This window comes from Pseudomonas sp. St316 (assembly GCF_018325905.1).
In the GTDB taxonomy this organism is placed as follows: domain Bacteria; phylum Pseudomonadota; class Gammaproteobacteria; order Pseudomonadales; family Pseudomonadaceae; genus Aquipseudomonas.
The window spans coordinates 4281319-4296542 of record NZ_AP021901.1; the positions used below are offsets into that span (position 1 = coordinate 4281319).

Sequence of the window (15224 nt, forward strand, 5' to 3'; positions counted from 1 at the left end):
GCAAGTCAGCCATCTTCTTCTATGTCCAACAACAAATTCTCCAGCGCCTCGCGGTACTCGCCTGGCGCCTGCCACATCCCCCGCTGCTGCGCTTCGAGCATGCGCTCGGTCATGTCCCGCAGGGCGTCGGGGTTGTGCTGGCGGACGAAATCCCGGGTGTCCGCGTCGAGCAGGTAGGCATCGGCCAGCAAGGCGTACTGGTGATCGTCGATCAATTGGGTGGTGGCGTCGAAGGCAAACAGGTTGTCCACCGTCGCGGCCAGTTCGAACGCGCCTTTATAGCCGTGGCGCTTCACGCCGTCGATCCACTTCGGATTCGCTGCGCGGGAGCGGATGACGCGGTTGAGCTCTTCTTTCAGGGTGCGGATCCTGGGCAAGTCTGGCTGGCTGTGATCGCCATGGTAACTGGCTGCCGTGGCCCCACCGAGGGTCTCGACCGCTGCCAGCATGCCGCCCTGGAACTGGTAGTAATCGTTGGAATCGAGCAGGTCGTGCTCGCGGTTGTCCTGGTTCTGCAACACTGCCTGCACCTGGCTCAAGCGCCGGGAGAACTGCTCCCGCGCGGCAGTGCCTTCATCGCTGGCGCCGTAGGCGTAACCGCCCCAGTTCAGGTACACCTCGGCCAGATCCTCGCGGCTCTGCCACAAGCGACCGTCGATCGCGCCCTGCACGCCCGCGCCATAGGCCCCGGGCTTGGCGCCGAAGATCCGCCAGCCGGCCTGGCGCGCCGCAGCTTGCGGCTCAAGACCCGATGCCAGCAAGGCTTCGCGTTCGCCACGCACCTTGGCCGCCAAGGGGTTCAAGTCGTCCGGCTCATCGAGGGCGGCGACGGCCTGCACGGCGGCATCGAACAAGCGAATCAGGTTGGCAAAGGCGTCACGGAAGAAGCCGGACACGCGCAGCGTGACATCGACCCGAGGCCGGTCCAGCAGGCTCAACGGCAGGATCTCGAAGTCATCGACCCGTTGGCTACCCGTGGCCCACACCGGACGCACGCCCATCAACGCCATGGCTTGGGCGATGTCATCGCCGCCGGTGCGCATGGTGGCGGTACCCCATACCGACAGGCCGAGCTGACGCAGGTGATCACCGTGGTCCTGCAAGTGCCGCTCAAGGATCAGGTTCGCCGACTGGAAACCGATGCGCCACGCCGTGGTGGTGGGCAGGTTGCGCACGTCCACCGAGAAGAAATTGCGCCCAGTGGGCAACACATCGAGGCGCCCGCGGCTCGGCGCGCCGCTGGGGCCAGCCGGCACGAAGCGCCCGTTCAAGGCATCGAGCAGGCCGCGCATTTCCGCCGGGCCGCAAGCGTCCAGGCGCGGAGCCACGACGGATCGCAGGTTCTCAATGATGCTGCCCACCACCTCCCAACTCGGCGCGTCGAGCGGCTCCACCGCACCGTCCAGCGCCTGCTCGATCAACTGCCCAGCGAACAGCTCCAGGCGTTCGCGGGTATCGCCGGCGGTGCGCCAAGGCTCGGCGCTGACCTGACCCAACGCCTCGGGACGGTCGCCAGTCCAGGGTTCGGCCAAGGCACAATCCAGCGGATCGAAATCCAGCCCGAACGCCTTGGCCAACGCGCGCAACAGACTCGACTGCGCACCTTTGCCGTCGCCCCGGGGAATGCGCAGCAACGCCAGCAGCGTGTCGATGCGCAGCCGTCCGCTGGGCGATTCACCAAAAATGTGCAGGCCATCGCGGATCTGCGACTCCTTCAAGTCGCACAGGTAGGTGTCCAGGCGTGGCAGCCAGATCGCCGCGTCGGCGTCGCTGTCGAGCCCGGCATCGAGTTGCAGTTCGCGGTCGATGTGCGTCTCGCGCACCAGGTTGAGGATGTCCCGTTGCAGCTCCCGGGCACGGCGCGGATCGAGCAGTTGCGCCTCGTAGTACTCGTCAGCCAGCAGCTCGAGGTTACGCAGCGGCCCGTAGGTTTCGGCCCGGGTCAGCGGCGGCATCAAGTGGTCGATGATCACCGCCTGGGTGCGCCGCTTGGCCTGGGCGCCCTCACCCGGGTCGTTGACGATGAACGGATAGATATTCGGCAGCGGGCCCAACAACACGTCCGGCCAGCAGTTTTCCGACAACCCGACGCCCTTGCCCGGCAGCCATTCGAGGTTGCCGTGCTTGCCGACGTGGATCACTGCGTGGACGCCGTAGGTGTGGCGCAACCAGAAATAAAACGCCAGGTAACCGTGGGGAGGCACCAGGTCCGGATCGTGGTACACCGCGCTCGGATCGACCTGATAACCGCGCGCCGGCTGGATGCCGACGAAGGTCAGGCCCAGGCGCAGGCCGGCGACCATCAAGCGTCCCTCGCGAAACATCGGGTCCTGCGCCGGCGAGCCCCAGCGCGCCAGCACCGCTTGGCGATTGGCTTCGGGCAACGCGTCGAACATGGCCTGGTAAGCGTCGAGGGCCAAGCTCTGGTGGCACGGTCGCAGGTCGAGGCTGTCCAGGTCGTTGCTGACACCACCGAGCAACTGCTGGATCAACGCAGTGCCGCTTCCTGGCAACTCGACCGGCAGCGGATAACCCTCGGTTTGCATGGCGCGCAGGATATTCAGCGCCGCCGCCGGGGTGTCGAGGCCGACACCGTTGCCGATACGCCCGTCTCGGGTCGGGTAGTTGGCGAGGATCAGCGCCACGCGCTTTTGCGCGTTGGGCAGGCGCGCCAGGGTGGTCCAGCGCCGGGCCAGTTCGGCGACAAAATCCATGCGTTCGGGCACGGCGCGGTAGCAGACCACGTCACTCTGGCTGCGCTCGCTGCGCCAGGCCAGGTCCTTGAAACTGATGGGGCGACTGATGATCCGTCCGTCCAGTTCCGGCAAGGCGATGTGCATCGCCAGGTCCCGCGGCCCCAAACCCTGCTCGCTGGCACGCCAGCCGGGTTCGTTGTCCTGGGCGCAGATCGCCTGGATCACCGGAATGTTACGGCGAAATGGCCGCAGATGCGGGGCCTCGGGGCTGGATTGAGCGAAGCCGGTGGTGTTGATAATGACGCCGGCTTCGACCTCATCCAACCAGTCTTGCACCCGTGCCAGGCAACCGGGCTCCTTGAGGCTGGCCACGGCAATGGGCAGCGGATTGAGCCCCGCCCCTTGCAGGCGCTGGCAGAACACGTCGATGAACGCGGTGTTCGCCGCTTGCAGGTGGGAGCGATAGAACAACACCGCCGCCACCGGTTGCCCGGCGCTCCAGTCGGCTTGCCAATCGGCGAGGTTGGCACTGGTTTTCGCCGGGTGATAGATGGCCGTGCGTGGCAAGGCCTGCGGCTCGGCCCACGGATAATCGCGGCCAAACCATTGGCTGCCCAGGTTGTGAAACAGGTCCAGGGCATTGCCCAGCCCGCCCTGGCGCAAGAACTGCCAGAGCCGGTCGCGGTCTTCGCAGGGCACGTTGCTCAGGTCGCTGAGTTCCGGGTCCGGACGATCATCCCCCGGCACCAGAATCAGCTTCACCCCGCGCCCGGCCAGTTCCATCAGGCGCTCGATGCCGTAACGCCAATAGCCGATGCCGCCATGCAGCGACAGCAGGATGACCTTGGCGTGGCGCAGCACGTCGTCGAAATACAGATCCACCGAGGCGTGGTTCTGCACCTGCATCGGGTTGGCCAGGCGAAACTGCGGGTAGTCATCCGGCAACTGCCGCGCCGCTTCGGCCAGCAATGCCAGGCTGGAGTCGCCGCTGCACAGGATCACCAGTTCGGCGGGGGTTTGCCCCAGGTCGGCAATGTTGTCATCCGACACGAACCCGCCGGGCTGGGTCCTGAGCAGGTGCATGGCTTAGGCCCCGAGGGCGGCGCGCAACTGCGCTTCGAGCAGCGCGGCGTCGAGCGCCTGGCCGATCAGCACCAGACGGGTGACTCGCGCTTCGTCGGCGCCCCACTGACGGTCGAAATGCTTGTCGAAACGCGTGCCGACGCCCTGGATCAGCAAGCGCATCGGCTTGTTCGGGATCGCTGCGAAACCCTTGACCCGCAACACACCGTGCTGGACCACCAGCTGCGTCAGCGCGTCCAGCAACAGGCTTTCGTCGGCCTGGGGCAACTCGATGGAAATAGAGTCGAAGGCGTCATGATCGTGGTCGTCATCATCGCCATCGTGGTGATGGTCGTGATGGCTGTGGCGGCCGTCGATGTGTTCTTCGGAACCGGCACCCAGGCCGATCAACACGTCCAGCGGCAGGCGACCGCTGCTGGCTTCGATGACCTTGACCGCCGGCGGCAGCTCTTCGGCGACTTCCAGGCGCACCTTGGCCAGGTCTTCGGGGCTGATCAGGTCGGCCTTGTTGAGGATCACCAGGTCGGCGCTTGCCAGTTGGTCGGCGAACAGTTCGTGCAGCGGCGATTCGTGATCCAGGTTGGGATCGAGTTTGCGCTGCGCATCGACCTGGTCGGGGAACGCGGCAAAGGTGCCGGCGGCCACGGCCGGGCTGTCGACCACGGTGATCACTGCGTCGACGGTGCAGGCGCTGCGGATTTCCGGCCACTGGAAAGCCTGGACCAGCGGCTTGGGCAGGGCCAGGCCGGAGGTTTCGATGAGGATGTGGTCGAGGTCGCCACGCCGGGCCACCAGTTCGCGCATCACTGGGAAGAACTCTTCCTGCACCGTGCAGCACAGGCAACCGTTGGCCAGTTCATAGACGCGACCGTTGGCTTCTTCTTCGGTGCAGCCGATGGAGCACTGCTTGAGGATCTCGCCGTCGATGCCCAGCTCGCCGAATTCGTTGACGATCACGGCGATGCGACGGCCCTGGGCGTTGTCGAGCATGTGCCGCAGCAAGGTGGTCTTACCCGAGCCGAGGAAACCAGTGACGATGGTGACGGGAAGTTTGGCCAGTGTTTTCATCGGATGCCCTTTGGCAAGGTGGCGGGCAAACGGGACGACAACCGCTGGCACAAGCGTGCGCGGAAGATTTCGCCACCGGATCACCCCGCCCGGTTGTAGTGAGAATCTGTCTCGAGGCAGGTCTCCTGGCTGACGGCGGGCCAGTCTTTGGACTGGCGATGACTGCGCCTTCCCGTGTGTCCATCGTAAAAATGGCATGCACAGTGGCCTTGCAGAAACAGCACCGTTCACAGTTGCGGGGGCAGCCGCGGCTTGGACCGCGTTCCCTTCTTAGCTCCGGCACATGCCGAAGAACCTCGAAGGCGCAAGGCTACGCAGGGTGTGGGGGCGGGTCAATCTCCGCAAGCAAGTTCTGCGGTGTCCTTGCTACCGCTATCGCGAGCAAGCTCGCTCCCACATTGGATCTACATTGGTCTTGAATTTTGGGCCCGGCGCAAATCCTTGTGTGGGAGCGAGCTTGCTCGCGATTGGGCAGCGCAGCGGCCCTCCCTCCGCATTGACGCCCGCCCCCGCCCATGCTCTCCTGTGCATGGTTTGCGTAGCTAACAGAACCGGCTACACAAACCACTCGTTACGGGTGCCCTTCACAGGGTGAAACGGGAAACCGGTGAATCGTGTGCTTTACTTCAAAGCCACGTCAGTCCGGTGCTGCCCCCGCAACGGTAAGCGAGCGAAGCGTCTGAACCACTGTGTCCCAGGACATGGGAAGGTGACGCTTGCAGGCCAGGCGCAAGCCCCCGCCCCTCGCGAGCCCGGAGACCGGCCCATGACTCCTGCATCAACAAACCCGCGGTGGGCGGGCGCTGTTCGAACCTTGGCGGGCTTTCGCCCGGGGTTTCATTGCGCTCGACTCCCCCACTGAACAAGAACAGAGGGAAGCGCCATGTCGACCATCAGCAGCACCGCCCGCACCGCCAGCAGCACCACCACCCTGAGCCAACGCCTGAGCGCCGCGATCCTTGCTTCGATCCTGGGCGCGGGGCTGGTCTATTTCGCCGGTTTCTCCCACATCGAAGCAGTGCACAACGCCGCCCACGATACCCGCCACAGCGCCGCTTTCCCGTGCCATTGAGAGCTGACGAGATGATCAAGCGTATCGCGCAGACCGCTGGTTTCAGCGGCTTGCTGGCCGCCCTGCTGCTGACCCTGCTGCAAAGTTTCTGGGTATCGCCGCTGATTCTCCAGGCGGAAACCTTCGAGAAGGCCCCGGCGACCGAGGTCCATGAACACGCCCACGGGGCGGCTCATACCCATGATGCCGAGGCCTGGGAGCCGGAAGACGGCTGGCAGCGCGTGCTGTCCACCACAGGCGGCAACCTGGTGGTCGCCGTGGGTTTTGCCCTGATGCTGGCGGGCCTGTACACCTTGCGTGCACCGACTCGCACGTCCCAGGGCCTGCTCTGGGGCCTGGCCGGTTATGCCACTTTCGTCCTGGCGCCGACGCTTGGCCTGCCGCCGGAACTGCCTGGTACCGCAGCGGCCGACCTGGCCCAACGTCAGATATGGTGGATCGGCACCGCGGCGTCCACGGCGGTGGGCATTGCCTTGATCGCGTTCGGCCGGCATTGGCTGCTCAAGGTACTGGGCGTGGCGACGTTGCTGGTGCCCCACGTCATCGGCGCACCGCAGCCCGAAGTCCACTCGATGCTGGCGCCCGAAGCGCTGGAGAGTCAGTTCAAGATCGCCTCGCAGCTGACCAACGTCGCGTTCTGGCTGGCCCTGGGCCTGATCAGCGCCTGGCTGTTTCGCCGTGACGGCCAAGCCCACCACGACGCATGAGCGCCGAGCCGATCCTGGTGATCGGCCTGGGCTGCCAGCGTGGCTGCCCGGCCAGCACGCTGCGGGCCTTGCTCGACCAGACGCTGCTGGCCCACGGCATCGAACTTCATCGGGTACGGGCCCTGGCCAGTATCGACCTCAAGCGTGACGAGCCCGGGCTGCTGGAGCTGGCCGGACAACTGGCCCTGCCGTTGACCTGTTTCAGTGTCGAACAGTTGGCCGGCTACGAGCAGCGGCTCAGTCACCGCTCCGAGATCGCCTTCGAGCGAACCGGTTGCTACGGCATCGCCGAAAGCGCCGCCCTGGCCTTGGCCGACCAGTTGGGCACACCGCCTGCGAGGCTGCTGATTACTCGCCAAAAAGGCCCAAAGAGCACGTTGGCATTGGCGGTCGTGGCGTAAATCCCGATAATCGGCGCCCAGGATCATGAGTGATCTTCATCTGGGCGACGCTCACCCACCTTTCACAGGAGCCGGTCATGACCGTTTACTTCATCGGCGCCGGCCCCGGCGACCCGGATCTCATCACGGTCAAAGGCCAGCGACTGATCCGCCACTGCGCGGTGATCATCTACGCCGGCTCCCTGGTGCCGACCGCCGTCCTTGAAGGTCATAGTGCCGAACAGGTCATCAACAGCGCCGAGCTGCATCTGGAACAGATCATCGAATTGATCAAGAGCGCCCATCTCAAGGGCCAGGACGTGGCCCGGGTGCATTCCGGCGACCCGAGCCTGTACGGCGCCATTGGCGAGCAGATTCGTTGCCTGCGGGAATTTGACATCCCTTTCGAAATCATCCCGGGTGTGACCGCGACCTCAGCCTGCGCCGCCTTGCTGGGTGCCGAACTGACCTTGCCGGACATTTCCCAAAGCCTGATCCTCACCCGCTACGCCGACAAAAGCCCGATGCCCGCTGGGGAAGAACTGGGCAGCCTGGCGCAGCACGGGGCGACCATGGCGATTCACCTGGGGGTCAATCATCTGGAAAAAATCGTCGACGAACTGCTGCCCCACTATGGCGCCGATTGCCCGATCGCAGTGATTCACCGGGCGACATGGCCGGATCAGGATTGGGTGTTGGGCACGCTGGCGGATATTGCCGAGAAGGTACAGGCCAAGGGTTTTCGCCGAACGGCGTTGATCCTGGTGGGACGTGTGTTGGGTAATGACGTGTTCAGCGAATCGTCGCTGTACCGCGCCGGGCATGCGCATCTCTACAGGCCCTGACTGCCGGGCCAGACAATGCACCCTGTGGGAGCCGAGCTTGCTCGCGATAGCGGTGGGTCAGCTTGCAATGATATTGAACGTACCGCCGTCATCGCGAGCAAGCTCGCTCCCACAGGGATTGGCGGATAGCCACAGCGTCACAAACCGATCGCTCAAACTTTGGTAGCGAGGGAGCAAGCTCCCTCGCCACGGTTTTTGCTCGCAGCGCATGCCTATCAGTAGTAGGCGTTTTCTTTCTGCGTGTGGTCGGTCACGTCGCGCACGCCCTTGAGCTCCGGAATGCGCTCGAGCAAGGTCCGCTCGATGCCTTCCTTCAAGGTCACGTCAGCCTGGCCGCAGCCCTGGCAGCCGCCGCCGAACTGGAGCACGGCGATGCCGTCTTCCACCACGTCGATCAGCGAAACCTGGCCACCGTGGCTGGCCAGCCCCGGGTTGATTTCGGTTTGCAGGTAGTAATTGATGCGCTCGTTGACCGGGCTGTCGGCATTGACCATCGGCACCTTGGCGTTTGGCGCCTTGATGGTCAACTGGCCGCCCATGCGGTCAGTGGCGTAGTCGACCACCGCATCATCCAGGAAGGCTTCGCTGAACGAGTCGATGTACGCGGTGAAGCTCTTGAGCCCCAGCGCGGTGTCTTCGGGTTTTTCTTCTCCCGGCTTGCAGTAGGCAATGCACGTCTCGGCGTACTGGGTGCCGGGCTGGGTGATGAAGATGCGGATCCCGATACCCGGGGTGTTCTGCTTGGACAGCAGGTCGGCCAGGTAATCGTGGGCGGCATCGGTAATGGTAATAGCGGTCATGGAAACTCCTCGCAGGCTTGCCAGCAGTTTACGCCAATCATCGCCCCGGACAAAGTCCCAGTATTTTTGTCAGGAAAGCGTCCGGCGGCACGGAGTTTGCCGCCGCAGCTTTCGATCAGAGGTTCTGGTAGCGATTCATGTCCAGCACACCGTTTTCCACGGGCTCCGTCTCCTGGATGTACTGGCTCAGGTCATGGAAGTAGTACCAGAACTGCGGGTGACTGCGGCGAATGCCCCAGCGCTCGACAATCCGCTCGAACGCCGGTGCATCCTGGGCGCCTTGCATGGCCTCGACGAATGCCGGTACTTGCCCGGCCGGAATGTTGAACATGAAGTTCGGATAACTGCTGAGCACGCCCGGGTAGACCGTCAGGGTGTCCAGCCCCGGCTGGTAGCGCGTCTCCTCGCCCAGCAGGAATGCCACGTTGCTGTGGGCTCGGTTGCGCAGCAGGCTGTAGACCTCACGATGACCGCCGGCGGTTTCGACGCGCAGCAGGGTCGCTTCCGGCAGTTGGTCGATCACCTTGAACCCCGCCGCCGGGCGTGACACCAGACGACTGAGGGCCTGTTCGGCGTTTTGCAACGTCGGGTCGATGTTCGGGCGCGAGCAGTAGGCCCCGTCGCAGCGGTTGATTGGGTCGGGGCGCGCATTCAGCTCACCATAACGGGCCAGCAGTTGCTGGGCGAAATCACCCTTGGGGTCGCGTTCGTCGAGCTTGAGGGCCGTCGGCTTGTCATCGTCGATGGCCTCGTAATCGAGCCACATCTTGAATTTGCCGCCGGCCTGGTACCAGTCGTCAAGGTAGCCTTCCCGGGAGTCGGCCGGCATCAAGCGCAGGAAATTCTGCTCCGCACCGTTGCGGATCAGGTCGAAGTAAAGACGGGTCTGGGCTTGATGGGAGACGTTGCCGAACACATCGAAATTCACCGCCAACTGGTAATAGGTGCGCTCCAGCAACGGGAAGTCGAACAACCACATCGTCTGCGGCACTTCCCCGATCAGCCCCTTGGTGACCGAAGCGCTGTCGAAATGTCGGAAAATGCTCAGCAGCGCGTTGTCGTTGCCGGCCCATAGCGTCGACCAACTCGGTGCCGGCAGCTCGGCGTAGTTGTCGCGGCGCAAGGCTTCGTACTTGTTGCGCTTGTCCCGGTAGTCGAGCCACAGGCTGACGACGCTGCCCACGTCGTCGTTCTGCCCCGGCATCGCCAACAGCGGCGTAGCCTGGCCGCGGTAGTTCGGGTCGGTGATGTAGAGGTCATGCTCGGGGGCCTGGAACAGCGCCCAGAAATTGTCACGGATCACATCCGTGGCGATCTGGCCCCGACACACCGGTCCGCGAATGAAGGTGCGCACGAAATACTCGGCGTTATCGAGCATGAACTGATAGCGGGCCTGTGCTGGAATCGCTTCAAAAGTGGAAAACGGATTGGCCCGGCGCTCCGGCCCATAGCCCGGCAAGGCATTCACCTGCCATTTGCCGCTGTAGAACAGGCTCTTGATCCGCGCCATCTTCGCCGCACTCAAGCCGTAGGTGATATGGGTCTTGTGCACGATCACGCCTTGCACCGGCCAGAGCCGGTAATAGACACGGGTACCGGGATCGTCGTTCGGACGGCGGGTGTTGATCAGATCGATGGGCTGACCGGTGGGTGTACGCGAACGCACCCATTGGAAGAAATGCCCCTGTTCGCCATCCTTGAAATAGATATGCGCCAGGAACCAGTGTTCGAACAACCAGCGGCCCACCAGGCTTTGCCGGGCGCCTGGCGCGTTGAGCAAGCTCTCCCACTGCACCACCTGCAAGGCCTCGGCGGCGCTCGGGGCCAAGGCCTGCTGGTCGATGGGCGCGCCGACGGCCAGCCAGCGCTGCAGCGTCTGATATTGCTGGTCGGTCAAACCGGTGACGGCCAAGGGCATGCCGTCCTTGGGATGGCTGCCTGCGTATTCGTCGAATTGATCCGGCAGCGCGCAGCTGTTTTCCCGATCGAGGCCCAGCACGATGTCTTCCGGCAACTTGGCGTTGGGCTGCAGCGGCGTGCGGTGGCCCAACTCCAGCATGCGCGCCATCAGGGCAGCCTGGCTGCCCTGAGCATCGAGGACCGAATAGAACCCCTTGCGCTGCCAGGCGCGCTGGCCGGAAGCGTCGTAGAACAATCGGGTCGGCTGCGCCGCCACACGTCGCTCACCGTCATACACCGACAGCTTGCTCGCACCCCGGGCCGCGCCTTCGCCGCTGCCCAGGTTCAACTGGCAGGCGGAGTCGTAGCAGGCGTGGCAGGCCACGCATTTTTCGGTGAAGATCGGCTGGATGTCGCGCGTGTATGAAGGCGCCAGAGCGGGATCCCGGGCCACTGCAATAAAAGACCACAGCAGCAACAGACTGCCGACGAAAACGCGGTACGGCATGTCGCGGATCCTGAAAGTGAATCCGGCGATTCTACCGAGCCAGCATCGCCTTGCAAACATGAGCGATATTCATGCAAAAGCCCCTCATGATCAAATCCTGCGCAGGTTTGCTATCATCCCGGCCTTCGTAATGGTCTTTTTTTCCAGGTAGTCCTATGTCTGATCGCAGCGCTCGCCTTTATCTTCTCCAGCAAGCCCTCAAGGAACGCATCCTGATCCTCGACGGCGGCATGGGCACGATGATCCAGAGCTACAAGCTGGAAGAACAGGATTACCGCGGCAAGCGCTTCGCCGACTGGCCGAGCGACGTCAAGGGCAACAACGATTTGCTGGTGCTCAGCCGCCCCGACGTGATCGGTGCCATTGAAAAAGCCTACCTGGATGCTGGCGCCGACATCCTGGAGACCAACACCTTCAACGCCACCCAGGTGTCCCAGGCCGACTACGGCATGCAGGGGCTGGCTTACGAGCTGAACCTGGAAGGCGCGCGCCTGGCTCGCCAGGTGGCCGACGCCAAGACCCTGGAAACCCCGGACAAGCCGCGCTTCGTCGCCGGCGTACTCGGCCCGACCAGCCGCACCTGCTCGCTGTCGCCGGATGTGAACAACCCCGGCTACCGCAACGTGACCTTCGACGAACTGGTAGAGAACTACACCGAGGCCACCAAGGGCCTGATCGAAGGCGGCGCCGACCTGATCCTGATCGAAACCATTTTCGACACGTTGAACGCCAAGGCGGCGATCTTTGCCGTGCAAGGGGTCTACGAAGAACTGGGCGTCGAACTGCCGATCATGATCTCCGGCACCATCACCGACGCCTCCGGCCGCACCCTCTCAGGCCAGACCACCGAAGCCTTCTGGAACTCGGTGGCCCACGCCAAGCCGATCTCCGTGGGTTTGAACTGCGCCCTCGGTGCCAGCGAATTGCGTCCGTACCTGGAGGAGCTGTCGAACAAGGCCAGCACCCACGTATCGGCCCACCCCAACGCCGGCCTGCCCAACGAATTCGGTGAATACGACGAACTACCAGCCGAAACGGCCAAGGTCATCGAAGAGTTCGCCCAGAGCGGCTTCCTGAACATTGTCGGCGGCTGCTGCGGCACCACCCCCGCGCACATCGAAGCCATCGCCAAGGCCGTGGCCGGCTACGCGCCGCGGCCGATTCCAGAGATTCCCCGGGCTTGCCGCCTGTCGGGCCTGGAACCGTTCACCATCGATCGCAGTTCTTTGTTCGTCAACGTCGGCGAGCGGACCAACATCACCGGCTCCGCCAAGTTCGCCCGGCTGATCCGCGAGGACAACTACACCGAAGCCCTGGAAGTGGCCCTGCAACAGGTCGAAGCCGGCGCCCAGGTGATCGACATCAACATGGACGAGGGCATGCTCGATTCGAAGAAGGCCATGGTGACCTTCCTCAATCTGATTGCCGGCGAACCGGACATCTCCCGCGTGCCGATCATGATCGACTCCTCCAAGTGGGAAGTGATCGAAGCCGGCCTCAAGTGCATCCAGGGCAAGGGCATCGTCAACTCCATCAGCATGAAGGAAGGCGTCGAGCAGTTCATCCATCACGCCAAGCTGTGCAAGCGCTACGGCGCAGCCGTGGTGGTGATGGCCTTCGACGAAGCCGGCCAGGCCGACACCGAGGCGCGCAAGAAGGAAATCTGCAAGCGCTCCTACGACATCCTGGTCAATGAAGTCGGCTTCCCGCCGGAAGACATCATTTTCGACCCGAACATCTTCGCCGTCGCCACCGGTATCGAAGAGCACAACAACTATGCCGTGGATTTCATCAACGCCTGCGCCTACATCCGTGACGAACTGCCCTACGCGCTGACGTCGGGCGGGGTGTCCAACGTGTCCTTCTCGTTCCGCGGCAACAACCCGGTGCGCGAGGCGATCCACTCGGTGTTCCTGCTCTATGCGATCCGCGCGGGCCTGACCATGGGCATCGTCAACGCCGGCCAACTGGAGATCTACGACCAGATCCCGGTGGAACTGCGCGACGCCGTGGAAGACGTGATCCTCAACCGCACCCCCGAAGGCACCGACGCCCTGCTCGCCATCGCCGACAAGTACAAGGGCGACGGCAGCGTCAAGGAAGCGGAAACCGAGGAATGGCGCGGCTGGGAAGTGAACAAGCGCCTGGAACATGCGTTGGTCAAGGGCATCACCACCCACATCGTCGAAGACACTGAGGAGTCCCGCCAGTCCTTCACCCGCCCCATCGAAGTCATTGAAGGCCCGCTGATGGCCGGCATGAACATCGTCGGCGACTTGTTTGGTGCCGGTAAAATGTTCCTGCCCCAAGTGGTGAAATCCGCCCGGGTGATGAAACAGGCGGTCGCCCACCTGATCCCGTTCATCGAGGCGGAAAAAGGCGACAAGCCGCAGGCCAAGGGCAAGATCCTGATGGCCACGGTCAAGGGCGACGTCCACGACATCGGCAAGAACATCGTCGGCGTGGTGCTCGGTTGCAACGGCTATGACATTGTCGACTTGGGCGTGATGGTGCCGGCGGAAAAAATCCTGCAGGTGGCCAAGGAGCAGAAGTGCGACATCATTGGCCTGTCTGGGCTGATCACCCCGTCCCTGGATGAGATGGTGCATGTGGCGCGCGAGATGCAGCGCCAGGACTTCCATCTGCCACTGATGATTGGCGGCGCGACCACCTCCAAGGCCCACACGGCGGTGAAGATCGAGCCCAAGTACAGCAACGACGCGGTGATCTACGTCACCGATGCCTCCCGCGCCGTGGGCGTGGCGACCCAGTTGCTGTCCAAGGAACTCAAGCCGGCGTTCGTCGAGAAGACCCGCCTGGAATACATCGACGTGCGCGAGCGCACCGCCAACCGCAGTGCCCGCACCGAGCGCCTGAGCTACCCCGCCGCCGTGGCCAAGAAGCCACAGTTCGACTGGAGCGGCTACCAGCCGGTCAAGCCGACCTTCACGGGCGCCAAAGTGCTGGACAACATCGACCTGAACGTCCTGGCCGAGTACATCGATTGGACGCCGTTCTTCATTTCCTGGGACCTGGCCGGTAAATACCCGCGCATCCTCACCGACGAAGTGGTCGGCGAAGCGGCCACCGCGCTGTACGCCGACGCTCGGGCGATGTTGCGCAAGCTGATCGACGAGAAACTCATCAGCGCCCGCGCGGTGTTCGGTTTCTGGCCGGCCAACCAAGTGCATGACGACGACCTGGAAGTCTACGGTGACGACGGCAAGCCACTGGCCCGCCTGCATCACCTGCGCCAGCAGATCATCAAGACCGACGGCAAGCCGAACTTCTCCCTGGCCGACTTCGTCGCGCCAAAGGACAGCGGCGTAACCGACTACGTCGGCGGTTTCATCACCACCGCCGGCATCGGCGCCGAAGAAGTCGCCAAGGCCTATCAAGACGCTGGCGACGACTACAACTCGATCATGGTCAAGGCCTTGGCCGACCGCTTGGCCGAAGCCTGCGCCGAATGGCTGCACCAGCAGGTGCGCAAGGAGCATTGGGGTTACGCCCAGGACGAGAGCCTGGACAACGACGCCCTGATCAAGGAGCAGTACACCGGCATCCGCCCTGCACCCGGCTACCCGGCCTGCCCGGACCACACCGAGAAAGCCACCCTGTTCCGCCTGCTCGACCCCGAGGCCAGCGAACTGAAGGCTGGCCGCAGCGGTGTGTTCCTCACCGAACACTACGCCATGTTCCCGGCAGCGGCAGTCAGCGGCTGGTACTTCGCCCATCCTCAGGCGCAGTACTTCGCCGTGGGCAAGATCGACAAGGACCAGGTCCAGAGCTATACCGCCCGCAAGGGCCAGGACTTGAGCGTGACTGAGCGTTGGCTGGCGCCAAACCTGGGCTACGACAACTAAGTCCGCAGCAATTGGCTATGCTCTCCACATACGACCTTGTGTATGGAGAGCATCATGGACGAACCGACCGAAAATAAGGCGCCCACCCTCTGGCAAATGCTGCACAGCGTTGGAGCGGCAGCCTTCGGCGTGCAAAGCGGAAAAAACCGCGCCCGCGACTTCACCCACGGCAAGCCGAGCCACTTCATCATCCTCGGCATCCTGTTTACGGTGATCTTCGGGGTGACGTTGTATGGGATCGTCAATCTGGTGCTGTACTTTGCGGGCGTATAGGACGTATCTGCACAATATGGAACCAGG

The 15224-nt window shown here is 63.6% G+C and carries 10 protein-coding genes and 2 riboswitches; of the genes, 6 read left to right on the forward strand and 4 right to left on the reverse strand.

Annotated elements, in window-relative coordinates:
- Nucleotides 1-5: 5 nt before the first annotated feature.
- Nucleotides 6-3779: a cobaltochelatase subunit CobN gene (gene cobN / locus KI237_RS18875; RefSeq protein WP_212796531.1), complete on the reverse strand. Its 3774-nt coding sequence runs from the start codon at nt 3777-3779 to the stop codon at nt 6-8.
- A gap of 3 nt (nt 3780-3782) precedes the next feature.
- Nucleotides 3783-4847, reverse strand: coding sequence for a cobalamin biosynthesis protein CobW (gene cobW, locus KI237_RS18880; RefSeq protein WP_212796532.1), 1065 nt, complete (start codon nt 4845-4847; stop codon nt 3783-3785).
- A 98-nt stretch (nt 4848-4945) separates the two neighbouring features.
- A riboswitch (cobalamin riboswitch) is annotated at nt 4946-5161 on the reverse strand.
- Between the two features lie 244 nt (nt 5162-5405).
- Nucleotides 5406-5629: riboswitch (cobalamin riboswitch) on the forward strand.
- Nucleotides 5630-5730: 101 nt separating this feature from the next.
- On the opposite strand from cobW, the gene KI237_RS18885 reads away from it, so the two are divergent.
- The 4 genes from KI237_RS18885 (at nt 5731) to cobM (ending at nt 7851) form a co-directional block, all read left to right on the forward strand.
- Nucleotides 5731-5919 (forward strand): CbtB domain-containing protein, encoded by a 189-nt coding sequence (locus KI237_RS18885; RefSeq protein ID WP_014338677.1) that lies wholly within the window; start codon nt 5731-5733, stop codon nt 5917-5919.
- Between the two features lie 11 nt (nt 5920-5930).
- The gene (locus KI237_RS18890) at nt 5931-6626 is read left to right on the forward strand and encodes a CbtA family protein (protein WP_212796533.1); all 696 of its coding nucleotides are present in this window, start codon (nt 5931-5933) and stop codon (nt 6624-6626) included.
- On the forward strand, nt 6623-7027 hold the full coding sequence (locus KI237_RS18895; protein ID WP_212796534.1) for a cobalamin biosynthesis protein: 405 nt from the start codon (nt 6623-6625) through the stop codon (nt 7025-7027). Before KI237_RS18890 ends, KI237_RS18895 begins: the two co-directional genes overlap by 4 nt.
- A 77-nt stretch (nt 7028-7104) precedes the next feature.
- Nucleotides 7105-7851 carry a precorrin-4 C(11)-methyltransferase gene (gene cobM, locus KI237_RS18900; protein WP_212796535.1) on the forward strand — a complete coding sequence of 249 codons (747 nt, stop codon included), beginning with the start codon at nt 7105-7107 and terminating at the stop codon, nt 7849-7851.
- Nucleotides 7852-8066: 215 nt separating this feature from the next.
- Here the strand turns inward: cobM and nfuA are convergent, their stop codons facing one another.
- Both nfuA and KI237_RS18910 read right to left on the reverse strand, forming a co-directional pair.
- Nucleotides 8067-8651, reverse strand: coding sequence for a Fe-S biogenesis protein NfuA (gene nfuA / locus KI237_RS18905; protein ID WP_003182850.1), 585 nt, complete (start codon nt 8649-8651; stop codon nt 8067-8069).
- Between the two features lie 115 nt (nt 8652-8766).
- Nucleotides 8767-11058: a fatty acid cis/trans isomerase gene (locus KI237_RS18910; protein ID WP_212796536.1), complete on the reverse strand. Its 2292-nt coding sequence runs from the start codon at nt 11056-11058 to the stop codon at nt 8767-8769.
- 155 nt (nt 11059-11213) lie between these two features.
- Between KI237_RS18910 and metH the strand changes: the two genes are divergently transcribed.
- Both metH and KI237_RS18920 read left to right on the forward strand, forming a co-directional pair.
- Nucleotides 11214-14924 carry a methionine synthase gene (gene metH, locus KI237_RS18915; protein WP_212796537.1) on the forward strand — a complete coding sequence of 1237 codons (3711 nt, stop codon included), beginning with the start codon at nt 11214-11216 and terminating at the stop codon, nt 14922-14924.
- Nucleotides 14925-14978: 54 nt separating this feature from the next.
- The gene (locus tag KI237_RS18920) at nt 14979-15197 is read left to right on the forward strand and encodes a DUF2970 domain-containing protein (protein ID WP_212796538.1); all 219 of its coding nucleotides are present in this window, start codon (nt 14979-14981) and stop codon (nt 15195-15197) included.
- The last annotated feature ends 27 nt before the right edge of the window (nt 15198-15224 follow it).